Origin of the sequence: Aquabacter sediminis (genome assembly GCF_028863665.1) — a bacterium.
In the GTDB taxonomy this organism is placed as follows: Bacteria; Pseudomonadota; Alphaproteobacteria; order Rhizobiales; family Xanthobacteraceae; genus L1I39.
In genome coordinates this window covers 222,939-246,634 of the sequence record NZ_JARBFX010000007.1, presented here as the reverse complement: position 1 = coordinate 246,634, position 23,696 = coordinate 222,939, and the positions used below count along the sequence as shown (strand labels likewise).

Sequence of the window (23,696 nt, the reverse complement as noted above, 5' to 3'; positions counted from 1 at the left end):
ATGTTCCGGGAGCCGAACTTGGAAGCGCGTAGCACACGGTCATGACAGCCATGACCGGACAAAGCGCAGACCGTCTTTCCTCCCGTGCCGATCGTGGTCGGCTTGGAAACGATCGTACGTTTTTTTAAACCGGCTGCAAGCGAATTCGCCTGCTGCGTATCAGGCTTTCACCTTGCGCCTGGGAACGGCGGCGAGCGGCGGCGGGGCGGCGCGGCGGGTGGCCTCCGGAAGCGCGACGCCCTCCACCACCAGGTCCGTGTAGATTCGCACCAGTTCGTCCTGGGTCAGGCGGCCATCGGCGCGATACCACATGCAGATGCCGGTCAGCATGGAAATGATGGCATAGGTGGCGACGCGAGGCTCCGGCACGCGGAACATCCCCGCCTCGGCACCCGTCCTCAGCGCGTCTTCCAGCAAGGCCTCATAGCGCTGGCGCATCTCCACAACCACCGCCCGATGCTCCTCGTCCAGGGAGCGAATCTCCATGTTGGCGATGAAGACATGGGCGTTGCGCGTCATGTGATAGCGCAGATGGAAATCGACGAACGCCTTGAGCCGGTCGAGCGGCGCCTTGCCATCTCTGAGGGCAACCTCCGCCCGCAGGATGAGGTCTTCCATGTGGTCGCGCACAATGTCGAACAGGAGGCTCTGCTTGTTGTCGAAATACTTGTAGAGCGAGCCCGACTGCAGCCCGACCTCGGCCGCCAGCTGCCGCAGGCTCATGGCCTCATAGCCGTGCTTGTAAATGAGCTGCACGCCCGCCTGCCGAATGGCCTGGGCGGTGCGCGCCCCATTGGAACCGACCGTGCGCGCCATGTCTCTCCCGACCGGAAGGCCCCTTCGGCCAGTTGGTGTGACGGTAAGACCATCCACGGGATGATCGGCGGGTAGAGTGAGCGCCCGCGGCCAGACACGCAAGCCGCAGGGCAGCAAAAAGAGCCTTGACGCCCGTAAAAAAAGAACGTTCGATTGTTTCTACAACCGGCATAAGACCGATGCACCCGGCGTGACGCCAAGTTCTACCGCCGCCCACATGGGAGAGAATCATGACCAAGCCAGGCGCCCGGCTTCAGTCTTTCTGCATCAAAATGGCGTGGGATGCCCGCCCGCTATAGTGGACAAGCCCGTCTTCATCGATGAGGCCGGTATCGCCAAGAATGTAGAAGTCGCTGCCGAACTGGAAGCGCATCTTGGTATTGGCTTCATCCTTGAAATAGGAGCGGAACCAGAACAGCGGTGAGCGCTTCACGTCCACCGCCAGCAGGCCCTCCGCTCCCGCGGGCAGCTTGGCGCCACTCTTGTCCAGCACCGTCAGGGCAAAGCCCGGCATGATGCGCCCCACGGAGGCGAGCTGCGAGAAGGCCGGATCGCGGGGATCGTAGGTCATGCCCACGATCATGCCGGTCTCGCGGGTGCCATACTGGTTGATCAGCGGCACTTCGAGCTTCTGCGTCACCCAGGACACAACGTCCAGCGGCAGCGGTTCGCCACACACCGTGACGTGGCGAATGGCGAAGGGGGCGGCGCCGTCGTGGGGATCGCCGCGCCGCCAAGCCTTGATCTGGGAAGGGGCTGCCGTGAGGTTGGTGACCCGGAATTTGGACAGGACGCGATAGCCCTGGGAGACATCATAGGGGCCATCGCAGAACAGGATCGCGCACCCGATCAGGAGTGGGCCGATCAGGCCGTAATAGATGCCGTATTCCCAGCCCTGGTCGGCCATGTTCCAATAGACGTCGTCGTCCCGCACATCGATGGCGATCCGCATAAACTGCTCGATGCCGGCCAAGGCCCGGACTGGCGTGAGCAGACCGAGCTTAGCTTCGACGAAGCTCGGGGCATACGTCATGATGAAGGGGTCGTTCTCGCCATAAGTCTCCACCGTTTCAAGCGGCTCGGAGGCATAGATGGAGGACCAGAACTGCGTGGCCTTGCTGTCGAGGCGGTTGATCTGGTCGCCCTCGACAAGGCAGACGAAGGTCTTGCCCGTGATGTAGCGGGAAGCGCGCTCCACGAGGAAGCGGTTGGCGACGACGGCCTTGACTCCGCTGGCCTTAAGCCGGGCCTCCACGGCGGCCGGGGAATAGGTGGAGAAGAGCGGCATATACACCGCCCCGATCCGCCAGATGGCGAGCGCGGTGATGACCAGCTCGACGCCCTTGGGCAGGAGCACGGCCACCCGGTCGCCCTTGCGAATGCCGGCGCCGGCCAGGACGCGGGCAAAGCGTGACGAATATTCCGCGAGCTTTCCGAAGCTCAGCTCAGAGGTCTGACCGGAGACGGTCTCGTGAATCATGGCGGGCTGGGCCCGCTTCACAGCCAGGTGCCGGTCGCACAGGAGATGAGCCAATGGAATCTTGCTGCCGCTGTATTTTACCGGATGAGCGTGCTGGGCAGGGGTGTCGTCCCCGGCCGCCTGCGACAGATCGGCCGCCCCGAACCTGGAGAAAAAGCTCCCCAGCGTGTAGCTGCGGGTCTCGCTGTCATAGGCCATCAAACCCTCATGGACGAGCGTCGTGGCGAGGCGATGGGCGGTGGCTTTCGAGAGGCCCGTGGCGTGCATCAGATCAGCGAGGCGCACGGGACGTGGCGCGGCATTGGCGACCACGCGCAGCACGGCGATGGCCCGGCCAAGACTCTGCGCGCCTTTCGGCCCGCCATTTTCATGTTCAGTGTCGACCATGTCTTACAATGTGAGACAAAAATGGGTGAACCGCAATAATTCATCGAGACTGGCGGCATTGGCCTTGAAAGAACCGAACGCCCGCTAGATAATCTGGCCAACATCATCTCACAATGTGAGACACGGCCGTAGAAGCCACCCCGCCAAATGAGCGGGTTTCGGGAGGGAAATATGTCGACTGCCAATGCCTCAGGCGCATCGGCCGGCAACGCGTCGCTATTGAATGTCGATGGTGTCTCGCTGCGTTTCGGCGGCCTACGGGCGCTGAGCGATGTGCATTTCTCGGTCGACAAGGGCGAGTTGTTCTCCATCATCGGCCCCAACGGTGCCGGCAAGACCTCGCTGCTCAACTGCATTTCGGGGCGCTATTCGCCCACCGAGGGGCGGGTGCTGTTCGAGGGCCGCGACGTGACGCGGCTCAAGCCCAACCGGCGCGCCGCCATCGGCATCGGCCGCACGTTCCAGAATCTGGCCCTGTTCCATCATATGAGCGTGCTCGACAACATCATGGTCGGCCGCCACCATCTGCTGAAGAACAACTGGTTCACCGGCGCCCTCTATTGGGTGGGTGGCGCGCAGAAGGAAGAATTGGAGCACCGCCGCAAGGTCGAGGACATTATCGACTTCCTCGATATCCAGCATGTGCGCAAGGCCACCGCTGGCACCCTCTCCTATGGACTGCGCAAGCGGGTGGAGCTCGCCCGCGCCGTGGCGCTGGAGCCCAAGCTCATCCTGCTCGACGAGCCCATGGCGGGCATGAACCTCGAAGAGAAGGAGGACATGGCCCGCTACATCGTTGATCTCAACGAGGAGTGGGGCATGACTATCATCATGATCGAGCACGACATGGGCGTGGTGATGGACATCTCCCATCGCGTCATGGTGCTCGACTTCGGCCGCAAGATCGCCGAGGGGCTGCCCGCCGACGTGCTGGCCAACGAGCATGTCCGCAAGGCCTATCTGGGCGAGGAGGATCCCGAGCTTGAAGACGAGCTCGATGCGCCGCCCCCTTCGACCCAGGCATTGTCCGCGTGAGAGAGGCCGTCCCCATGAGCCAGGCGACCCTGCCGGACGTTTCCGTCCACGATACCTTGCCCAAGCTGCTGACCTTCAATGCGCGCAATCACGGCAGCGACATCTGGCTGCGCGAAAAGGACCTGGGCATCTGGAATTCCTACACCTGGAGCCAGGTGTCGCAGCGTGTCCAGCACATGGCGCTGGGCCTTTCCGAGCTCGGCGCCAAGCGCGGCGACGTCATCGCCCTCATCGGCGACAACCGCCCGGAATGGCTGATGGGCGAGATCGCCGCCCATGCGGTGGGCGGCATGTCGCTGGGAATCTATCGCGACGCCCTCGCCGAGGAAGTGGCCTACCTCATCACCTATGCGGACGTGAAGGTGATCTTCGCCGAAGACGAGGAGCAGGTGGACAAGCTGCTCCAGCTGGAAGATCGCATCCCCACGGTCCGCCACATCGTCTATGCGGACCCGCGCGGACTGCGCAAATATGACGACCCGCGTCTCATCGCCCTGTCCGCCGTGGAAGCATCCGGCGCCGCCCGCGCGGCCGCCGATGCCGGCCTTTATGATCGCATGGTGGCCGAGGGCAAGGGCTCAGACGTCGCCATCCTGTGCACTACATCGGGCACCACGTCCCATCCCAAGCTGGCCATGCTGACCTCCGGCGCCTTGCTGCGCCACTGCGCGGCCTATCTGGCCGCCGATCCGCGCGGGCCGCAGGACGAATATGTCAGCGTGCTCCAGATGCCATGGATCATGGAGCAGATCTACGCCTTCGGCCAGGCACTCATCTCCCGCATGAAGGTCAACTTCGTGGAGGAGACCGAGACCACCATGGCCGATATGCGCGAGATCGGCCCCACCTTCGTGCTGTTCGCCCCCCGCGTCTGGGAGCAGATCGCGGCCGACGTGCGGGCCCGCATCATGGATGCCTCGCCCTTCAAGCGGGCCATGTTCGACTATGGCATGAAGCTGGGCCTGAAGGCCCTTGAGAGCGGCAAGCGCTCCCCGGTGGCGGATCTCATCCTGTTCCGCGCGCTGCGCGACCGGCTGGGCTTCTCCAACCTGAAGTCCGCCGCCACCGGCGGCGCGGCGTTGGGGCCGGATACATTCCGCTTCTTCCTGGCGCTCGGCGTGCCCATGCGCCAGCTCTATGGCCAGACGGAGCTTCTGGGCGCCTACACCCTCCACACTGCCGACGACGTGGATTTCGACACGGTGGGCGTGCCCATGGCCGGGGTGGAACTGCGCATCGACAATCCCGACCCCAACGGCCTGGGCGAGATCGTCACCCGCCACGGCAACGCGTTCGCCGGCTATTACCGCAACGAGGAAGAGACCCGGAAGTCGTTCGCCGAAGGCGGGTGGATGCAGACCGGGGATGCCGGCTTCATCAATCCGCGCGGCCATCTGGTGGTCATCGACCGGGTGCGCGACATGGCCTCCACCGCCCATGGCGACCGCTTCTCGCCGCAATATATCGAGAACAAGTTGAAGTTCTCGCCCTATGTGGCGGAGGCCGTGATCCTGGGCGATGGCCGCAACGATCTCGCCGCCATGATCTGCATTCGCTTCTCCATTGTCTCCAAATGGGCGGAGAAGAACCGCATCGCATTCACGACCTATACGGACCTTGCCTCGCGACGCGAAGTCATCGACTTGCTGCGCCGGGAAGTGGAGCAGGTGAACAAGACGCTGGCCGAGAAGCAGCGCATCTCCCGCTTCCTGCTGCTCTATAAGGAGCTGGACGCGGACGACGGCGAACTGACCCGCACCCGCAAGGTGCGCCGCGGCGTCATCAATGAGCGCTATGGCGACATCATCGACGCCATGTACCGCGGCGATCCCAAGATCGCGGTGGACACCACCATCACCTTCCAGGACGGCACCAAGCAGCGCATCAAGACGGTGCTCGAAGTGGTGGACATGACCGCGGGAAGTGGCGCGGCGGCTCCCGGCTCCAAGCGGAGGGCGGCATGACGTTTCCCGAACCAGCGCACCGATCCTGCGCACCGCTCGTCTCCCGTCCTTCTCCCTTCCCTCCCTCCCCGGCCAGCGGGAGAGGATTTTCGCGGGCGCCCCAATGACCTCGCAACTCCTTCTCCAACTCGTCATCAACGGGCTCATCATCGGCACGCTCTATGGCGTGGTCGGCATGTGCTTCGTGTTGATCTACAAGGCCAGCCAGGTGGTGAACTTCGCCCAGGGCGAATTCCTGCTGATCGGCGCTTGGACCTGCTGGTGGCTGCTCACCTACTGGCAGATCCCCTTCATCTGGGGCTTCCTTATCGCGCTCGCCTTCATGATGCTGTTCGGCTTCGCCCTTCAGGTCATCGTGCTGCGGCCCCTGATCGGCGAGCCCATCATCTCGGTCATCATGGTGACCATCGGCCTGTCCATCTTCTTCCAGGCCCTGATGAAGTGGATGTTCGGCACCTTTGCCCAGCCCTTCCCGCCCATCTTCTCGGTGGCGAAGGTCAACATATTGGGGCTGCAGGTGCAGACGGCCTATCTCATGTCGACCGGCGTCTCGCTGGCGATCATGGCGGGCTTTGCCTGGTTCTTCAAATATTCCCGCATGGGCCTGGCCATGCGGGCCACTGCCTTCAACCAGCAGGTGGCCCAGTCGCTCGGCATTTCCGTCCGCCAGGTGTTCGCCTTGTCCTGGGGCATCTCTGCGGCGGTCTCCGCGGTGGCCGGCGTGGTGGTGGGCATCGTGAACGGCGTGTCCTCCTCGCTCTCCTTCTTCGGCATCAAGGTCTTCCCGGCGGTGATCCTGGGCGGCCTCGACTCGATCCTCGGCGCGGTGGTGGGCGGGCTCATCATCGGCGTCCTGGAGAATGTGGCGCACTTCTTCGACAGCCAGTTCCTCAACTGGGGCAACCTCTATGAGATCGTGCCCTTCTACGTCCTCATCATCATCCTGATGATCAAGCCGTACGGTCTGTTCGGCACCCGCGACATCGAGAGAGTGTGACGCCATGGCCATCTCCACCATGCGCCCGTGCGGCGACTTCCGCACCTCGTACCGGGCCGACCAGACCATCTTCGCCACCCGGCTCACCATGCTGTTCTGCGTTGCAGCAGTTGTGGTGCTCTGCTTCGCGCCCTTCTTCCTGTCCCGCTACATGCTCTCTTTGATGATCCAGATCGGCTATCTGGGCATCGCGGCGCTGGGATTGAACATCCTGGTGGGCTTTTCGGGGCAGATCTCCATCGGCCATGCGGTGTTCTTTGGCTTCGGCGGCTTTGCCTCCGCCTTCCTGGCCAATAAGGGCGTGCCGGTGCCCGTCGCCATCGTGCTCGCGGGCGTGTGGACCACCTTCGTGGGCCTCCTGTTCGGCCTGCCGGCCGCGCGGGTGAAGGGGCTTTATCTCGCCATCGCTACGCTGGCCGCGCAGTTCATCCTCCAGGACTTCTTCGTCCGGGCGGAATGGTTCACCGGCGGCACGCACGGCGCCATGGCACCCCCGTTCGAGCTGTTCGGCTACGACCTGTCGGGCGACACGCGCTATTTCTACGTGGTGCTGGTGTTCGTGGTGGTGATGTATCTCTTCGCCACCAACCTGATGCGCACCCGCGACGGGCGGGCGCTGATCGCGGTGCGCGATCATTATCTCTCCGCCGAGATGATGGGCGTGAACCTCACCAAGTACCGCACCATGGCCTTCGGCATCTCATCCTTCTATGCCGGCATCGGCGGGGCGCTCTATGCCCACTATATCGGCTTCATGTCGGTGGAAGGGCTCGACATCCTGTTCTCGATCCAGTTCCTGGCCATGATCATCATTGGCGGGCTGGGATCGGTGATGGGCTCTCTGCTGGGAACCATCTTCATGGTCCTGCTGCCGGAACTGACCGGCGCGCTCGCCTCCGCGCTCCAGGGCAGCGCCATCGACAAGGCGCTGCACCTGAAGGACGGCATCACCTACATGCGCGAGATGCTGATCGGCGCCACCATCATCCTGTTCCTGATCTTCGAGCCGGATGGGCTCGCCCACCGCTGGCGCCAGATCAAGGCCTATTGGAAACTCTATCCCTTCTCGTACTGACGGCGCGGGAGAAGGACGGCGCAAGACCGCCCGGATGTCCCGCAGAGGAACGACCCCAAGGAGAAGCCAGATGAAAAAGTTTGCACTGCCTCTCGTTTCCGCCCTCGCCCTTGCCGCGGCAAGCCCGGCGCTGGCCCAGTCCATCAATATCGGCCACCTCGCAGACTATTCCGGCGGCACCTCGGACGTGGGCAAGCCCTATGGCCAGGGCGTCCAGGACACCATCGCCTGGATCAACAAGAATGGCGGGGTGAACGGCAAGCAGATCAATTCCGACTTCAACGAATATGGCTACCAGGTGCCGCGCGCACTGGCCGCCTTCAAGAAGTGGGTGGGCACCGACAAGGTGGTGGCGATCCAGGGCTGGGGCACGGCCGACACCGAGGCGCTCGTCGCCATGGTGACCAAGGAGGAGATCCCCTATTATTCGGGCTCCTACGCTGCCACCCTCACCGATCCCAAGGGCAAGGTGAACGAGAAGAGCGAGCGCGCCGCGCCGTTCAACTTCTTCTACGGCCCCTCTTACTCCGATGCCGCCCGCGCCATGGTGCAGTGGGCCGCCGACGACTGGAAGGCCAAGGGCGGCCAGGGCAAGCCCAAATGGGTGCATATGGGCGCCAACCACCCCTTCCCCAACTCGCCGAAGGCGGCGGCCGAGGCCTATGCCAAGGAACTGGGCTTCGAGGTGCTGGACCCCATCACCTTCGCCCTCACCCCCGGCGACTATACTGCCCAGTGCCTGACGCTGAAGCAGTCCGGCGCCAATTACGCCTATCTCGGCAACACCGCCGGCTCCAACATCTCGGTGCTCAAGGCGTGCGAAGCGGCCGGCGTGAAGGCGCAGTTCTTCGGCAATGTGTGGGGCATGGATGAGAACGCGGCCAAGGCCGCCGGCTCGGCCGCCAATGGCGTGATCTTCCCGGTGCGCACCGCCGTCACCTGGACCGGTTCGGCCCCGGGCCTTGCCACCTTCAAGGCCATTTCCAAGATGTCCGATCCGGACGGCAAGGAATATCGCCCTGTCCATTACCTCGCCGCCGTGTGCACCGTCATGTACATGAAGGAAGCCATGGAGTGGGCCGACAAGAATGGCGGCGTCACCGGCGTGAAGATCCGCGACGGCATGTACCAGAAGAAGGATTGGGTGCCGAAGGGCACGGACGGCGTGTGCAATCCCTCCACCTGGACCGCCACCGATCATCGCCCCACCACCACGGTCGATCTCTACCGCGCCGTTGTGAACGGCCCGACCGAAGGCACCGTGACCGAGCTCGTCGACAAGGGCGTCATCAAGCTCGACAAGGTCGCCACCATCAACCTGCCGCGCAAGACTGAGCTGCAGGGCTGGTGATCGCCCCATCCGGCCACTCCTGATCCCGTTCGCGGTCAGGAGCGGCCGGCCTCCGAGGGGCCGGACGCGCGCCGGCCCCCTTCGGACCCCTTCCCTTTTGCATGAAGCACCGCCGTCGACGCCGGGACGCAACCGGAGGGAACGGCGCAAGCCCGAAGGTCCCGCCATGGCAGAGGCCGCACTGAAGATGGATCCGCAGCCGGCCGCCGAGACGGCACCGCCGATGCTGAACGTCAACAATATCGAGGTGGTCTATAACGACGTCATCCTGGTGCTGCGCGGCCTCTCGCTGAAGGTCCCGCAGGGCAAGATCGTCGCGCTGCTGGGCTCCAACGGCGCCGGCAAGTCCACCACGCTCAAAGCCATTTCGGGGCTGCTGAAGTCCGAGGATGGCGAGATCACGCGGGGCGACGTCTCCTTCCTGGGCGAGCGAATCAACGGCATTGAGCCGGACCAGATCGTCCGGCGCGGCATCTTCCAGGTGATGGAGGGGCGCCGCATCGTCGCCGACATGACCATCCTGGAAAACCTGCGCCTTGGCGCCTTCACCCGCCGCGACAATGAGGTGAAGAGCGACATCGAGCGCGTCTACCAGTATTTCCCGCGCCTTCGGGAGCGCACCGGCCTTGCCGGCTATCTCTCCGGCGGCGAACAGCAGATGCTGGCCATCGGCCGCGCCATGATGGCCCGCCCCAAGCTGATCCTCATGGACGAGCCGTCCATGGGCCTCTCCCCCCTCCTGGTGAAGGAGGTGTTCGCCATCATCAAGCAGCTCAACCGGGATCTGGGCGTCACCATTCTCCTGGTGGAACAGAATGCCCGCGTGGCGCTCTCGGTGGCGGACTACGGCTACATCATGGAGCAGGGCAAGATCGTGCTGGACGGCACGGCCGAGCAGCTCTCCACCAATGAGGACGTGAAGGAATTCTATCTGGGCCAGGGCGGCGGCGAGGAGCGCAAGTCGTTCAAGAACCTGAAATCCTTCAAGCGCCGCAAGCGCTGGCTCTGACGGCTCCGCCCGCGCTGGCGGGAAAGGCCGGACCGCACATTTCATCGGGGACCCCTCCCCGCACAGTCCTGGCGCACGCCGGCGAAGGCTCGGGCTCGACCCGGCGCCCACGGCCCGCACGATACAAGATGGCTCAGTTGATGAGCGAGGGCGACATGACCAACACCGACCGCTTCTTTGACGCCCTTGAGACACGCGACCCGCAGGAGCGCGAAGCGGCGCTCATGACCGCGCTCGCGGCCCAGGTGGCCACCGCCAAGGCCCGCTCACCCTATTTCGCGGCCCTCTTGAAGGACGTGGACGCCGACGCCATCAACAGCCGGGCTGCGCTCGCACGCCTGCCCGTCACACGCAAGTCGGACCTGCCCTATCTCCAGCCGAAAAGCCTGCCATTCGGCGGGCTGAACGGCACGCCGCCGGGCAACCTTGCCCGCATCTTCATGTCGCCCGGCCCCATCTATGATCCCGAAGGCCGACGTCCCAATTACTGGCGCTTTGCCCGCGCCTTGTACGCCTGCGGCTTTCGGCAGGGCGAGATCCTGCACAACACCTTCTCCTATCACCTGACCCCCGCCGGCTCGATGATGGAGAGTGGCGCCCATGCGCTGGGTTGCGCCGTGGTGCCCGCCGGTGTCGGCCAGACCGACCTGCAATTGCGCGCCATCGCCGACATCCGCCCCCACGGCTATGCCGGCACCCCCTCCTTCCTGAAGATCCTGGTGGACAAGGCCCGCCAGGAGGGCACCGACATCTCCTCCCTCACCAAGGCGCTGGTGACGGGCGAGGCCTTCCTGCCGGCCATGCGCGCCGCCCTTCGGGACGCTGGCATCACCGCCCGCCAGGCCTATGGCTCCGCCGATCTCGGTCTCGTCGCCTATGAGAGCGAGGCGGAGGACGGCATGATCCTGGAAGAGCATGTGATCGTGGAGATCGTGCGCCCGGGCACAGGTGATCCGGTGGAAACCGAGGGCGAGGTGGGCGAGGTGGTCGTGACCTTGCTGGAGCCCGATTATCCCCTCATCCGCTTCGCCACCGGCGACCTCTCCGCCCTCATGCCGGGCATGAGTGCCTGCGGGCGCACCAATGGGCGGCTGCGCGGCTGGCTGGGGCGCGCGGACCAGGTGACCAAGATCCGCGGGATGTTCGTGCATCCCATCCAGGTGACCTCTGCCGTGAAGAAGCACCCCGCCATCACCAAGGCGCGCCTGGTGGTGGACCATAACGGCACCAGCGACGACATGCTGCTGGAGGTGGAACTGGCTGACGGCGCCGCCCTCGCGGAAGAGGCGCTGCTGGACGATCTGCGCGCCTCCACCAAGCTGCGCTGCCGCCTCGAATTTCTGGCGCGGGGCACGCTGCCGGACGATGCCAAGACGATCGAGGACCGCCGCAAGGTGGGGTGAGGGGCTGGCGTCTTTCAGGACCCCACTTTGCGGGCCGCCCCTCTTCAGGCGTGGGACGGACGCTCTCGGTTGGCGTGGGGCGGTTCCTCTGCGCCCCGCCCACGCCTTGCCGGCCATCGGCTAGACAGGCGCGGTCATACGGTTAGGGTGCAAGCTGGAACCGAGGCGCTTGCTCATGAAATTCCGTTTCACCCTGCTCCTGGCCACGCTCGGCCTCGCCGCCGCTGGCTGCACCACCCCGGCCGAGCAGAAGGAAAACGCCTTGGTGGCCGCCGGCTTCCATCAGCGCCCGGCGGACACGCCCGCCCGCGTCGCCTCCATGAAGGCGCTGCCGCCCAACACCTTCGTGACCCAGGCCCAGAAGGGGCGCACCGTCTATCTCTATGCCGACCCGACCGGTTGCAACTGCATCTATTACGGCACCGAGGACAATTACGGCCTCTACCAGCAGGTGCGCTACCAGCAGCGCATGAGCAACGAAGCCGCCATGGCGCCCATCCCGGATGAGTCGTACGAATTCGACTATGGGCTGTGGGGCGGACCGTTCTTTCCCTATTGAGGCGTTGGGAAGGCTCGGGCGCTACTTCTTCTTGAATTCAGCTTCGATCGCCAGCTCCACTTCGTCCCCAACCATGGGCAAGAAGGCCGTCATACCGAAGTCCGACCGCTTGATCTTGGCCTTTGCGTCAAAGCCGACCGTGTAGGTCTTGTCAGTCGGTGCGACGCCCGCCTGATTGAACTCTGCCTCGAGGGTGACGGTCCGCGTAACGCCGCGCAACGTGAGTTCGCCCGTGATGCGCGCGTCATCCCCATCCGCCTCAATGCGGGTCGACTTGAAGGTGGCGCTCGGGAAATTTGCAACATCGAAGAAATCCCCCGCCATCAGATGAGCATCCAAAGCGGGATCGAGCGTGCCGATCTTGTTCACCGGAATGGTGACCTCCACGCGGCTCGCATTCGGGGTCTTCGGGTCAAGGACAAGCGTGCCGGTGATGGCCGGAACGATGCCGCTATAGGTGGAGAAACCCAGGTGCTTGATTTTCCAGGTTACCCGGGTATGGCCGGGATCCGCCTCATAGGTGCCGGCTGAGGCCTGGTGAGGGTTTTGTGTGGTCTCCTGGGCCGAGAGCGGGGAGGCAAGGCAGAGAGCGGCGGCGAAGGCGGCGATCGGCAGATGCTTCATGGGGCCTCTCCTTACGTTAGGAGAGCCCCTTATGCTTGTGCCACAAGGCGAGAGGATGGCGCCTCAGCTGCGCCCCATCCTCACTCCGCCGCATCCACCTTCGCATCGTCCGCCTTCGCTGCCACCCCGAAGCGCTTGGCCACATAGTCCTCCACCAGCGCCCGGAACTCGTCCTGGATGTTGGCGCCGCGCAAGGTCACGGCTTTCTTGCCGTCGATGAAGACGGGGGCCGAGGGGGTTTCGCCGGTGCCGGGCAGGGAGATGCCGATGTCGGCGTGCTTGCTCTCGCCCGGTCCGTTCACGATGCAGCCCATCACCGCCACGTTCAGCGCCTCGACGCCGGGATAGGACTTCTTCCATTCCGGCATGCGCTCGCGGATCATGTCCTGCACGCTCTGCGCCAGTTCCTGGAAAACGGTGCTTGTGGTGCGCCCGCAGCCGGGGCAGGCGGCGACGAGCGGCACGAAGGTGCGCAGGCCCATGGTCTGGAGGATTTCCTGCGCCACCTGCACCTCGCGGGTGCGGTCGCCGTTCGGCTCGGGGGTCAAGGACACCCGGATGGTGTCGCCGATGCCGGCCTGGAGCACCACGCCCATGGCCGCCGTTGAGGCGACGATGCCCTTCGAGCCCATGCCGGCCTCTGTGAGCCCGAGATGCAGGGCATAGTCCGAGCGGCGGGAGAGTTCGGAATAGACGGCGATGAGGTCCTGCACCGCCGAAACCTTGGCGGAGAGGATGATGCGGTTGCGGGGAAGGCCGATCTCCTCGGCCAGAGCCGCCGACAGAAGCGCCGAGCGCACGAGCGCCTCGCGCGTCACCGCCCGCGCCTCGGCGGGTCGGGGGAGCGCGGCATTCTCGTCCATGAGCCGGGTCAGGAGCTCACCATCCAGCGAGCCCCAATTGGCGCCGATGCGCACCGGCTTGTCGTGGCGGATGGCGGTCTCGACGATGGCGGCGAACTGCCGGTCCTTCTTGTCGCCGAAGCCCACATTGCCTGGATTGATGCGGTACTTGTCCAGCGCTTCGGCGCAGGCGGGATGATCAGCCAAGAGCTTGTGGCCGATATAATGGAAGTCGCCCACCAGCGGGGCATCGATGCCCATGGCCAGGAGCTTGTCCTTGATATGAGGCACGGCGGCGGCGGCCTCGTCGCGGTCCACCGTGATGCGCACGATCTCCGACCCCGCCCGCGCCAGCGCCGCCACCTGGCGCACCGTGCCGGCGATATCGGCGGTGTCCGTATTGGTCATGGACTGGACCACCACCGGCGCCCCGCCCCCCACCATGACGCGGCCCACGGGCACGCCAACCGTGGCCTTGCGCCGGGCTGGGCCGGCTTCCAGGAGTTCGTCGGGGACGACGGGGGACTGGGTCATGGGGGCCTCGTTGGAACCGCGCCGCGGCCAAGCCGCGGAAGCGTCAATCCGATTGAGGCAGGCTTTTACCTGACCTCGGAAGCCGGGGCCAGCAAGTCGGGATCACCAATGCGAAAGCGAACGCATCACGCCCCGTCCTCGTCCCAAGCCGTGATGGCGGTGGCAGCCGGGAAGCCGACCTGGTGGATGGCCACGCGGCCGAAACCGGCGCGCATCACATAAGTCCACATGTCGGCGCCGAACTCGGTCTGCACCAGGAAATCATCGCCGGACTCCGCCGGATTGCCATGCCAGCTTTTCGGCAGGCCAGCCCGGTCGCGGGTGAGGCGGCCCACGATAACGGGGATGGTGAAGCAGAGGCGGCCCCCGGGCTTCAGGACGCGTCGACATTCCTCGAGCGCGCGGATGGGATGTGGCACATGCTCCAGCGTGTCGGAATGGGTCACCACGTCGAAGGTGCCGGAGGGATAGGGGAGGTTTTCCATATCCACTTCGGGAAAGTCGCCGCGCACATAGCCGGGCAATCGGGACAGCGCCTCGGAGATCGCCACGGCGCCATTCAGATCCAGGATGCGGCAGGCGTGGAGGCCCGCATCCGCGGCGAGGTCACGCACCACGCACCGCCGGCCGAGGGCATCGCGAATGGCATCACCCAGCGCCACGACCCGCAAGTTCGCACCGCACTCCACACAGGCGTAACCTTGCTGCCGATCCACATAGTCCGTCTCCTCCTGGGAGAGGCCCCATGCGGCGATCAAGTCCGGCCACAGCACCCGCTGGAACCGAAACTCAGTTCCCCCGCAGATCGCACATTTCGTCCCGCCAGACCGCCCATCCATCGCCCTCATTCCCCCTTGTCCTTGCACCCCGCGCATCGCCCGGCCACCTCCAGCACCCGCTGGCGCGGCTCGAAGCCGGCGGCGCGGGCGGCCCAGGAGAGGTCGCGGCCCAGCGCGTGGGAGGCGACCTCCTGGGCGGCCCCGCATTGTTCGCAGATGAGGAACACCGCCACATCGGTCTCCCCGTGGGTGTGGCCGCAGGCCAGGAAGGCGTTGCGGCTCTCGATGCGATGGGCGAGGCCCTCTGCCACCAGGAAATCCAGCACCCGGTAGACCGACATGGGCGGCGGACGCTCGCCCGTGCGGCCGAGCCGCTCCACCAATTCATAGGCGCCGAGCGGAACGTGGCTCTGGGCGAGCGACTCCATCACCCGGCGACGCAGGGGCGTGAGCCGCAGGCCCTTCTCCGCGCACCGCGCCTCGAAGCGCGCCACCGCGTCGGCAACGCAGGCAGCATGGTCATGGTCGTGATGGGGGTGGCTGGACTGGGAGGATGCCATGGCGCCAATGTAGTCGCTCCGAAGTGCACGCGCCACGCTGGAGCGCTGCCAAAACACCTTGTTCCCCAGGGTCACGAACGGCACGATGCGGCCGCCGGGCAGACCGGCTCAAGGGGGCTTCCATGCGGTTGTTCAAGTATCTCTTGGTTGCGGCCATCGCCCTGCCTCTGGCGGGCTGTTTCGAGGGTAAGCCCGGCGCAAAGGGGGATGCCGGGCCTGCCGGCCCCACGGGCCCGGCCGGGCCGGCCGGTGTCGCAGGTCCCGCGGGCCCCATGGGCCCCGTGGGCGCGGCGGGTCCTGCCGGCCCGAGCGGCCCCCAAGGGCCCGTTGGTCCCGCCGGCCCGGCCGGAGCCTCCGCCGCCAGCCTTGTCACGCTGCGCACCGCCGCCTGCCCGCAGGCCGGCTGCACCGTCAGCTGCGAAAGCGGCGAGGCGCTGATCGGCGGCTATTGCGTGAACCCTCAGCGTGGCTTCCAGCACATCGCGGTTTTTTCCAGCGAAGGCGGTAAAACGGTGGTGGAATGCCTCCATCCGGTGAAGGAGGTCGTGGCGGCCTGCGCCAAGCAGCCTTGATCGAGCCCGGTTGCGCGCGCCGATTTTGCGGCGCAAGGTCAGCGCGCCCGGAGACGTGACGCCAGCGTCACAGCTTCGCACTAAACCTCGGACGAGCGGCGCCATGCCGCCCGTCCTGTCTTGAAATGGGGATCAGTCATGTCCTTGAAGGGTAAGGTCGCCGTCGTCACGGGTTCCACCAGCGGAATCGGGCTGGCTTATGCCCGCGCCTTCGCCGCCGAGGGTGCGAACGTGGTCATCAATGGTCTCGGCGATGCCGCCGCCATCGAGACGGAACGCTCCAAGATCGAGGCCGACTTCGGCGTCAAGGCGCTCTATTCCGACGCCAACATGCTCGACCCCGAGGAAATCGCCGGCATGGTGAAGCTTGCTGAGACCGAGCTCGGCGCCTGCGATATTCTGGTCAACAATGCCGGCATCCAGCATGTGGCCCCGGTCGAGGAATTCCCGATCGACACCTGGAACAAGATCATCGCCATCAACCTCTCCGCCGCCTTCTTCGCCAGCCGCGCCGCCATTCCCGGCATGAAGGCGAAGAAGTGGGGCCGTATCATCAACACCGCTTCGGCCCATGCCCTGGTGGCCTCGCCCTTCAAATCGGCCTATGTCTCGGCCAAGCACGGCATTGCCGGCCTGACCAAGACCATCGCGCTCGAGACCGCCACCTTCGGCATCACCTGCAACGCCATCTGCCCCGGCTATGTCTGGACGCCCCTGGTGGAGAAGCAGATTCCCGATACCGCCAAGGCGCGCGGCATCACGGAAGAGCAGGTCAAGCGGGACGTGATCCTGGCCGCCCAGCCCACCAAGGAATTCATCACGGTGGAAGAAGTGGCGGCGCTGGCGGTGTTCCTGGCCTCCGACAATGCCCGGTCCATCACCGGCTCCATGCAGCAGATCGACGGCGGCTGGGTCGCTGAGTGAGATCCCTGCGGCCGGAAAGGCCGACGCCATGAGTGCCCCCGGCACGAAGCGCTCCCCCCGGAAGGCGATTTCCCTCGCCCTCCAGGGTGGGGGCGCCCATGGCGCCTTCACCTGGGGGGTGGTGGATCGCCTCCTCCAGGAGGAGAGCATCTCCATCTCCGGCATTTCCGGCACCAGCGCCGGGGCCATGAACGCGGTTGTCATGGCCTCGGGGCTCGCCAAAGGCGGGCCGGACGAGGCGCGGGCGGCACTTACCCTGTTCTGGCGGGACGTGTCGCGGGACGGGCGGCTCTCCCCGCTCCAGCGGACCGCGTTCGACCGGCTCCTGGGCAATTGGTCGCTGGCGCGCAACCCGGCCTATCTGGCCTTCGAGGTGGCGAGCCGCTTCCTGTCGCCCTACGACTTCAATCCCCTCAACATCAATCCGCTGCGCGAAATCCTCAATGTGCACGTGGATTTCGAGGCCATCCGCGCCTCCAGCGTGAAGGTCTTCATCTCCGCCACCAATGTGCATACGGGCCGCGCCCGCATCTTCGGGCACGAGGACATGACGGCGGACGCGGTGATGGCATCCGCCTGCCTGCCCTTCATCTTCCAGGCGGTGGAGATTGACGGCGTGCCCTATTGGGACGGCGGCTATATGGGCAATCCGCCGCTCTTCCCGCTCTATGAGAAGGTGGAGGCGGACGACATCCTGCTGGTGCAGATCAATCCGATCCTGCGCGAGGAGACGCCGCGTACCTCGGCCGAAATCCAGAACCGCATCAACGAGATCACTTTCAATGCCTCGCTGCTGTCCCAGCTGCGCGCCATCGACCAGGTGACCCAGCTCATCGAGCAGGGCCTGCTCACCCGCTGGACGCTGGGCGGCTCTGGCTTCCGGCGGGTGCGCCTGCACCGGATCGGCGGTGCAGACCAGTTGGTCAATTTGGACGTGACCTCCAAGATGAACGCCGAATGGGCCTTCCTGCAGCATTTGCGGGATGTGGGCCGGCAGGCGGCGGAGGATTTCCTCTCCGCCCATTATGACGATATCGGAAAGCGCTCCACCCTGGACCTGCGGCTGGAACTGGCCGAGTAGGCCTCTCCCAGCCGCACGGCAAGTTCAGCGCGAGTCTTTCTTGGCTTGCGCCACCGCCACGAACTTGGTGACGCGGCCTGCTTCCCCCGAGCGGCTGCCAATGCGCTCCAGCCGGCGCTTCTGCTTCGGGCGCATGCCAAGGTTCGCATGGTCGCCAGCGTCGGGATGGTGCGGCGCGTCAGCGGCGCGCTTCATCTCCAGCGCGCGGCGGGCATTGGCCACCAGTTCCAGATGGGCGGCGAAGTCATCGCGGCGCTTCAGTTCGCGGCGGGCGCGGGTGAGGGCGTCGGTGAGCACCGCCGCCTTCTGGCGGTTGCCGGACTCGGCCTTGTCATAGGTCACTTCGCCCCGGCCGCCCTTGCCGCGCAGGCTGCGGCGCTGGTTGTTGGCGATGGTCTGGGCGCGGTCCCGCCGCTCGCGCAGATGGTGGACGAGCGCCACGAGATCCGCATGGGTCATGCCCGCCAGAGCGGGATGGCGGGCCTGCTCCACGAATTCCATTTCCGTGTCGGTCAGCAGGCGGCGTTCGGTCTTTCGCGTATGGGCCATAAGCGGCTCTCCGGGCTTGGCGTCACGCCTGCTCCCTGCCACGCCCAAGGCGACAGGGTTGTGACGACGGCAAAGGACCGGCCATCAGTCCGCCGAGGCCATGCCCAGGCGCCCCAAGGCCGGGAGCTTGAGGGCGGGGCGGCGCAGGTCGAGGCCCGCCACCGCGCCGAGAATATTCAATTCCACGCCTTCCACCCACCCCAGTGTGATCCCCACATATCCGCCGAGGCTCGCGCGCACGCCCGTCCCCGATGGCGTGCGCGCGAGCCAGCGTCCATCCACCGGAAAGTCCTTGCCGATGGCGGTGGGCGGCAGCACCACTTCGGTGCCAGGCACCGCAGCCAGCACGGCGGCCACGAAGGTGTTGGAATTGGGTCCCGGCCAGGCGGAATAATCGCCCAGACGGCGGGGGCCATACTCGGCGATGGCGCGGCGAAGCGCTGGAATGAGGCGCTCCGCCTCCGGCCCGTCGGCGGCAAAGACGAGGTCCGGCACCTGCCCGAACCAGCGCCCGTCGGCCACGAAGCCGTTGACGCGAATGGGCTCACCCCACGCCGTGTAGTCATAGCGCTGGTAGCGGTCGGCGCCCTCCTCCTTCATCACAATCCAGGAATGGACCGCGAAGATGCCCCGCCAGCGCACGGTCCGGGCGGCGAAGACGCGCACCACGGCAGGCTTATGGGCCTCGGCCGGCGCCAGGAGGCCGGCGCTGGAGCGATCCGCTGACCAGAAGTCGCGCGGCGAATCCCCTGCCGCCCAGAGGCCCGCGGCGACGAGAATGGGCAGCAGGTAGAGCCCGCAAAAGCCGAGGAGCAGGAGTTTCAACACGCGGGGCGAGCAGATGAAGGAACTGTGACAAGGCGCATGACGCTTCATATAGGTTCCGCAGCGCCGTGCGCCGCTGCCGCCGGGATCACGCTTCGGCGAGCACAGGGAAAGGACGAGGCCTTGGTTCCACTCCATCGTGCCACAGTGGGGGCGACCCGCCTCGACATCTGCGTGGGCGACATCACCACCCTTTCCACCGACGCCATCGTGAACGCCGCGAACACGTCGCTGTTGGGCGGCGGGGGCGTGGACGGTGCCATCCACCGGGCGGCGGGTCCTGGATTGCTGGCCGAATGCCGCGCGCTGGGGGGCTGCCAGACGGGCGAAGCGAAGATGACCGAAGGCCACGACCTGCCCGCCCGCCATGTCATCCACACGGTCGGTCCGGTCTGGCGCGGTGGCGGCTGGGGAGAGGACCGGCTCCTCGCCGCTTGCTATGAAAGATCGATGGCGCTGGCGGCGGACGCCGGCCTTGCCTCCCTCGCCTTTCCCGCCATTTCCACGGGTGTGTATGGTTTTCCGGCGGAGCGGGCGGCGCCCATCGCGGTTCAAGCCGTGCGCGCGGCCCTGGACGGCGCCGGCGGCGTGGCGCATGTGATCTTCTGCTGTTTCTCGGATGCCTCCGCCCGCCACCACTATGACGCCTTCCGCACCCATGGCCTCCTCTGAGGCGCTCGCCGCCCGCCTGCTGCATCGCGACGGGATGATGCTGGTTCTCGATAAGCCCGCCGGCCTGCCGGTCCATCCCGGGCCGAAGGGCGGTGAGACCCTGCACGACCATCTGGACGACCTGCGCTTCGGCCTGCCCAAGCGACCGGAACTGGCCCACCGGCTGGACAAGGACACGTCCGGCTGCCTGGTGCTGGGCCGCCATCCCAAGGCGCTGGCCTTGCTCAACCGGCTGTTCGCCGAGGGCAAGGTGGACAAGACCTATGTGGCGGTGACCCGCGGCGCGCCCCTGGAGACAAGCGGGCGCATCGACCAGCCGCTGGCCAAGCGCTCGCCCCACCGGGGCTGGTGGATGCAGGCGGTGCCCAAGGGCACGGCGGGCGCGCTGGAGGCGATCACCGATTGGCAGGTTCTCTATCGGGGCGAGGGACTGACGGTGATGGCGCTTTCGCCCATTACCGGCCGCACCCACCAATTGCGCGCCCATCTGGCGCATCTGGGCTATCCGATCCTGGGAGATGCCATCTATGGCGGCGCCTCCCGCCTGCCAGGCGGGCCGCTGCTGCACCTCCATTCCAGGCGGGTGGTGGTTCCGCTGGCCAAGAGCGGGCCGCCCGTTACGGTGTCCGCGCCGTTCCCCGAGCACATGCGGGCGACGGTGGCGGCCCTTGGAGGCGACCTGGCCTTACTGGAGGCCGCCGCCGATGCCGCCTTTTCGGAGCCCCCCGTCAGCGGGTGACGAGGCGAATGCCCAGCGCGATGGGGATGATGCCGAGGAAATCCAGCGGCGGCACCGCCTCGCCCAGGAGAAGCCAGCCGAAGGCCAGACCCAAGGGTGGCATCAGGAAGTGCAGCGCGCTGGCCTTGGTGGCGGTGCTGCGGGAGAGGATGGCGTACCACAGGCTATAACCGCCCACCGACACACCCAACGTCAGATAGGCAAAGCAAGCGGCAAGCGTGGGCGTGATCTGGATCGCGTGCACGGGCTCCATCATCAGGGCCACCGGCATGAGGCTAAGGCCCGCCGCCAGGGATTGCACGCCGCTTGCCATGAACAGGCTGGCGGGCGTGCGCAGGCGCTTGAACAGCACCGTTCCGCAGGACAGGGCCAGCAGGCCGCCCAGCGCCAGCAGCGTGCCAAACAGGTCCTCATGCCCGCCCGCAAGGCGCGAGCGCAGGACGATGACGACCCCCGCAAGACCCAGCAGCAGGCCCACCACCTTCAGGGGCTTGAGCCGCTCGCCCAGCACCGGACCGGCCAATAGGGCCGTAATCAGCGGGTTGGCGCTGATGATGACCGCCACGAAGCCCGACGAGATGGTCACCACCGCGCAATAAGCGAGCCCGAGATAAAGGGCATTGTTCAGCACACCGGCGAGGCACAGAGCCAGGAAGTCCCGCGGCGGCAGTCGCACCAGGCCGCCAAACAGGGCGCACGGCACCAGCATCGCCACCCCCGCCGCAAGGAAGCGCGTCGCCAGCAGAAGGAGCGGGGGCGCTTCGGCCACTGCGATCTTGGACACGGCGAAGGCCGAGCTCCACAGCAGGCAGAACACCACCAGCAGCGCCAGCGTCCAGTCGAAGCGGCGCTCCGGGATCGCGACAGCAGGATCGCCGGTCACATCACCTGCGAGGTGGCCGGGGGAGGAGGAGGTTCCGGTGGGCGAAGAGGTCATGGGGTTTCCTTTCCTCTTCAGAACCACATTTTGCCAGCATTTGAAAATGAGATGTTTCGATGCGATAAAGTGGAAAAATGAATGGATCGGTCCTGCGCCCTGCCGGCCGGCCCGCAGGATTGCGCCCATGCTGGATCTCGACCTGTTGCGCGCCTTCGTGAGCGTGGTGGATGCCGGGGGCTTCACCCGCGCCGGCGAGCGCGTCCATCGTTCCCAATCCACGGTGAGCCAGCAGATCCGCCGGCTGGAGGCTGCGGCCGGTTGCGCGCTCCTGAACCGGGACGGCCGCAAGGTGGCGCTGACGGAGGAAGGGGAACGGCTTCTGGGCTATGCCCGGCGGATCCTCGCCTTGAGCGCCGAGGCCAAGGCGGCGCTGGCGGGCGATGCTGCCCCGGCCATGGTGCGCCTGGGCATTCCCGACGACTTCGCCCTCATCCCCCTCACCCAGACAGTCGCCGCCTTCGCCGCGACACGCCCGGGGGTGCGGCTTCATGTGCGCTGTGGCTTGTCCTGCGACCTGTCTTCGGACCTTGCGCGAGGGGAACTGGACGTCGCCTTGTTCAAGCGCGAGCCGGGCCTTGGGGGGGTGCGGGCCAGTTGGCCGGAGCGGCCGGTCTGGATCGCCGGCGCCAACCAGCCCGTGCCCGAGGGCGACCCGGTGCCGCTGGTGGCCTTTCCCCAAGGCTGCATCTATCGCAACCGCGCCGTGCACAGCCTGGAACAGGCGGGAATGGCGTGGCGCATCGCCTATGAAAGCCCCAACATCCTCGGCCTCCAGGCAGCACTCTCTTGCGGGCTCGGCATCGCGCTCCTGGAGCAGAGGGTGGTCACGCCGGAGCATCGGGTGCTCGATGCCCGCCAAGGACTGCCTCCCGTCCCGCCCACGGAACTGGTGCTGGCACTGGCGGACGGCGCCAGCAGCGCGGCGCGGGACCTGGCCGACGCGCTGACCCATTTCTGCTCGGAACTCATGGCGCGCGACACCATCGCCGCCTGAGCGATCAGAGCGCCGCCAGCAGGCGGCGGCCCACCTCTCCCGCGCCCGACAAACCGGGGGTGGGATGCACCACCACCTGCACCGGCACCTGGGCGAGGATATCGTGATAGGGCGGATGTTCCTCGAAGGCTGTGCGGAAGGGAGATCCCGCGAACAAAGGCGCCAGCGCAGCGCCCACCCCGCCGGCGATATAGACGCCGCCCTTGGCCTGGACCAGCAGGCAGAAGTCTCCCACGATGCGGCCCAGCAGGCGCAGGAAGACGTGGCAGGTGTCCCGCTCCGCCCGCTGTCCCCCCAGCGCCGCCTGGATGATGGCGTGGGAGGTCAGGCTCTCCCCCGACAGGATGCGATGAAGCCGCACCAGGCCGGGGCCGGACAGCACATGTTCCACGCTCACCGGCCCGAGATCCCGCACCAGGTGTGCCACCACCCGCGCCTCGTCCGCGGTCACGGCGCCGAGCCGCACATGGCCCCCCTCGCCGGGCAGCACGTCGAAGCCGTCGTCCGCCCTGGGCACCAGCACCGCCGTGCCGAGCCCGGTGCCTGGGCCGCAGACCAGGATGGGGCAACCCGGCGCGGCCTTGCCCGCACCCACCTGGACCAAATCGGCGCGACCGAGAATGGGGACGCTTTGGGCGAGCGCGGCGAAATCGTTCAGGACGGTGAGGGCATCAAGCCCAAGCGCCCGCGCCAGAGCCGGGCGGGAGAAGCTCCAGGACCGGTTGGTCATCTGGATCTCGTCTCCCGATACCGGACCGGCAATGGCCAGCACGCCCGCACGGGGCTTGTGAGCGCCGAAGGTCGCAAGGTAGGCGCCCAGAAGCTCCTCCAGGCTGCCATAACCGTCATTGGCTTCCACCCGCACGTCGAACGGGCGCCCGTCCGGCCCGGCGCGGGCGACGCGCGTGGTGGTTCCGCCGATGTCCGCAAGCAGGATGGTCGATGCCATGGGGGTCCGCCGAACTTTCGTCCTGAGAGGGGCGAT

At 66.2% G+C, this 23,696-nt stretch carries 24 protein-coding genes; 14 read left to right on the top strand and 10 right to left on the bottom strand.

Features of this window, described 5'->3' with window-relative positions:
* Window positions 1-159: 159 nt before the first annotated feature.
* Window positions 160-816 carry a TetR/AcrR family transcriptional regulator gene (locus PV781_RS16375; protein ID WP_274776695.1) on the bottom strand — a complete coding sequence of 219 codons (657 nt, stop codon included), beginning with the start codon at window positions 814-816 and terminating at the stop codon, window positions 160-162.
* A 253-nt stretch (window positions 817-1,069) separates the two neighbouring features.
* Window positions 1,070-2,683 carry an AMP-binding protein gene (locus PV781_RS16370; protein ID WP_274776694.1) on the bottom strand — a complete coding sequence of 538 codons (1,614 nt, stop codon included), beginning with the start codon at window positions 2,681-2,683 and terminating at the stop codon, window positions 1,070-1,072.
* 171 nt (window positions 2,684-2,854) lie between these two features.
* Between PV781_RS16370 and PV781_RS16365 the strand changes: the two genes are divergently transcribed.
* From PV781_RS16365 to PV781_RS16330, 8 genes are all read left to right on the top strand, one after another.
* Window positions 2,855-3,718, top strand: coding sequence for an ABC transporter ATP-binding protein (locus PV781_RS16365; RefSeq protein WP_274776693.1), 864 nt, complete (start codon window positions 2,855-2,857; stop codon window positions 3,716-3,718).
* Window positions 3,719-3,732: 14 nt separating this feature from the next.
* On the top strand, window positions 3,733-5,682 hold the full coding sequence (locus tag PV781_RS16360) for a long-chain fatty acid--CoA ligase (protein ID WP_274776692.1): 1,950 nt from the start codon (window positions 3,733-3,735) through the stop codon (window positions 5,680-5,682).
* A gap of 103 nt (window positions 5,683-5,785) precedes the next feature.
* The gene (locus PV781_RS16355; RefSeq protein ID WP_209104466.1) at window positions 5,786-6,679 is read left to right on the top strand and encodes a branched-chain amino acid ABC transporter permease; all 894 of its coding nucleotides are present in this window, start codon (window positions 5,786-5,788) and stop codon (window positions 6,677-6,679) included.
* Window positions 6,680-6,683: 4 nt separating this feature from the next.
* Window positions 6,684-7,754: a branched-chain amino acid ABC transporter permease gene (locus tag PV781_RS16350; RefSeq protein ID WP_274776691.1), complete on the top strand. Its 1,071-nt coding sequence runs from the start codon at window positions 6,684-6,686 to the stop codon at window positions 7,752-7,754.
* Window positions 7,755-7,824: 70 nt separating this feature from the next.
* Window positions 7,825-9,105: an ABC transporter substrate-binding protein gene (locus PV781_RS16345; protein ID WP_274776690.1), complete on the top strand. Its 1,281-nt coding sequence runs from the start codon at window positions 7,825-7,827 to the stop codon at window positions 9,103-9,105.
* A gap of 166 nt (window positions 9,106-9,271) precedes the next feature.
* Window positions 9,272-10,114: an ABC transporter ATP-binding protein gene (locus PV781_RS16340; protein ID WP_274776689.1), complete on the top strand. Its 843-nt coding sequence runs from the start codon at window positions 9,272-9,274 to the stop codon at window positions 10,112-10,114.
* A gap of 128 nt (window positions 10,115-10,242) precedes the next feature.
* Complete coding sequence (locus PV781_RS16335) at window positions 10,243-11,517, top strand: phenylacetate--CoA ligase family protein (protein ID WP_274776688.1); 1,275 nt, start codon at window positions 10,243-10,245, stop codon at window positions 11,515-11,517.
* 175 nt (window positions 11,518-11,692) lie between these two features.
* Window positions 11,693-12,076, top strand: coding sequence for a hypothetical protein (locus tag PV781_RS16330; RefSeq protein WP_274776687.1), 384 nt, complete (start codon window positions 11,693-11,695; stop codon window positions 12,074-12,076).
* A gap of 21 nt (window positions 12,077-12,097) precedes the next feature.
* Here the strand turns inward: PV781_RS16330 and PV781_RS16325 are convergent, their stop codons facing one another.
* From PV781_RS16325 to PV781_RS16310, 4 genes are all read right to left on the bottom strand, one after another.
* Complete coding sequence (locus PV781_RS16325) at window positions 12,098-12,700, bottom strand: YceI family protein (protein ID WP_274776686.1); 603 nt, start codon at window positions 12,698-12,700, stop codon at window positions 12,098-12,100.
* Window positions 12,701-12,780: 80 nt separating this feature from the next.
* Window positions 12,781-14,076, bottom strand: coding sequence for a flavodoxin-dependent (E)-4-hydroxy-3-methylbut-2-enyl-diphosphate synthase (gene ispG / locus PV781_RS16320; protein ID WP_274776685.1), 1,296 nt, complete (start codon window positions 14,074-14,076; stop codon window positions 12,781-12,783).
* Between the two features lie 125 nt (window positions 14,077-14,201).
* On the bottom strand, window positions 14,202-14,834 hold the full coding sequence (locus PV781_RS16315) for a class I SAM-dependent methyltransferase (RefSeq protein WP_274776684.1): 633 nt from the start codon (window positions 14,832-14,834) through the stop codon (window positions 14,202-14,204).
* A gap of 86 nt (window positions 14,835-14,920) precedes the next feature.
* Window positions 14,921-15,415: a Fur family transcriptional regulator gene (locus PV781_RS16310; RefSeq protein ID WP_274776717.1), complete on the bottom strand. Its 495-nt coding sequence runs from the start codon at window positions 15,413-15,415 to the stop codon at window positions 14,921-14,923.
* Window positions 15,416-15,537: 122 nt separating this feature from the next.
* Here PV781_RS16310 and PV781_RS16305 point away from each other — a divergent pair, with 122 nt between their 5' ends.
* The 3 genes from PV781_RS16305 to PV781_RS16295 all read left to right on the top strand — a co-directional run bounded on the left by PV781_RS16305 (window position 15,538) and on the right by PV781_RS16295 (window position 17,992).
* Entirely contained in the window at window positions 15,538-15,987 is a 450-nt protein-coding gene (locus tag PV781_RS16305) for a hypothetical protein (RefSeq protein WP_274776683.1), read from the top strand.
* 138 nt (window positions 15,988-16,125) lie between these two features.
* On the top strand, window positions 16,126-16,911 hold the full coding sequence (locus tag PV781_RS16300) for a 3-hydroxybutyrate dehydrogenase (protein WP_274776682.1): 786 nt from the start codon (window positions 16,126-16,128) through the stop codon (window positions 16,909-16,911).
* 28 nt (window positions 16,912-16,939) lie between these two features.
* Window positions 16,940-17,992 (top strand): patatin-like phospholipase family protein, encoded by a 1,053-nt coding sequence (locus tag PV781_RS16295; RefSeq protein ID WP_274776681.1) that lies wholly within the window; start codon window positions 16,940-16,942, stop codon window positions 17,990-17,992.
* Between the two features lie 24 nt (window positions 17,993-18,016).
* Here the strand turns inward: PV781_RS16295 and PV781_RS16290 are convergent, their stop codons facing one another.
* Window positions 18,017-18,541, bottom strand: coding sequence for a hypothetical protein (locus PV781_RS16290; RefSeq protein WP_274776680.1), 525 nt, complete (start codon window positions 18,539-18,541; stop codon window positions 18,017-18,019).
* Window positions 18,542-18,625: 84 nt separating this feature from the next.
* Complete coding sequence (locus PV781_RS16285; protein WP_274776679.1) at window positions 18,626-19,417, bottom strand: DUF3750 domain-containing protein; 792 nt, start codon at window positions 19,415-19,417, stop codon at window positions 18,626-18,628.
* 72 nt (window positions 19,418-19,489) lie between these two features.
* Here PV781_RS16285 and PV781_RS16280 point away from each other — a divergent pair, with 72 nt between their 5' ends.
* Together PV781_RS16280 and PV781_RS16275 are read left to right on the top strand one after the other, a co-directional pair.
* Window positions 19,490-20,038 (top strand): O-acetyl-ADP-ribose deacetylase, encoded by a 549-nt coding sequence (locus tag PV781_RS16280; RefSeq protein WP_274776678.1) that lies wholly within the window; start codon window positions 19,490-19,492, stop codon window positions 20,036-20,038.
* Window positions 20,025-20,777 (top strand): RluA family pseudouridine synthase, encoded by a 753-nt coding sequence (locus PV781_RS16275; RefSeq protein WP_274776677.1) that lies wholly within the window; start codon window positions 20,025-20,027, stop codon window positions 20,775-20,777. The genes PV781_RS16280 and PV781_RS16275 overlap by 14 nt, the downstream gene beginning before the upstream one ends.
* Here the strand turns inward: PV781_RS16275 and PV781_RS16270 are convergent.
* Window positions 20,767-21,714, bottom strand: a complete 948-nt coding sequence (locus tag PV781_RS16270; protein ID WP_274776676.1) for a DMT family transporter — start codon at window positions 21,712-21,714, stop codon at window positions 20,767-20,769. The genes PV781_RS16275 and PV781_RS16270 overlap by 11 nt on opposite strands.
* A gap of 127 nt (window positions 21,715-21,841) precedes the next feature.
* Here PV781_RS16270 and PV781_RS16265 point away from each other — a divergent pair, with 127 nt between their 5' ends.
* The gene (locus PV781_RS16265; RefSeq protein ID WP_274776675.1) at window positions 21,842-22,711 is read left to right on the top strand and encodes a LysR substrate-binding domain-containing protein; all 870 of its coding nucleotides are present in this window, start codon (window positions 21,842-21,844) and stop codon (window positions 22,709-22,711) included.
* A gap of 4 nt (window positions 22,712-22,715) precedes the next feature.
* On the opposite strand, the gene PV781_RS16260 is transcribed toward PV781_RS16265, so the two are convergent.
* Window positions 22,716-23,660, bottom strand: a complete 945-nt coding sequence (locus PV781_RS16260; protein ID WP_274776674.1) for a glucokinase — start codon at window positions 23,658-23,660, stop codon at window positions 22,716-22,718.
* Window positions 23,661-23,696: the final 36 nt, after the last annotated feature.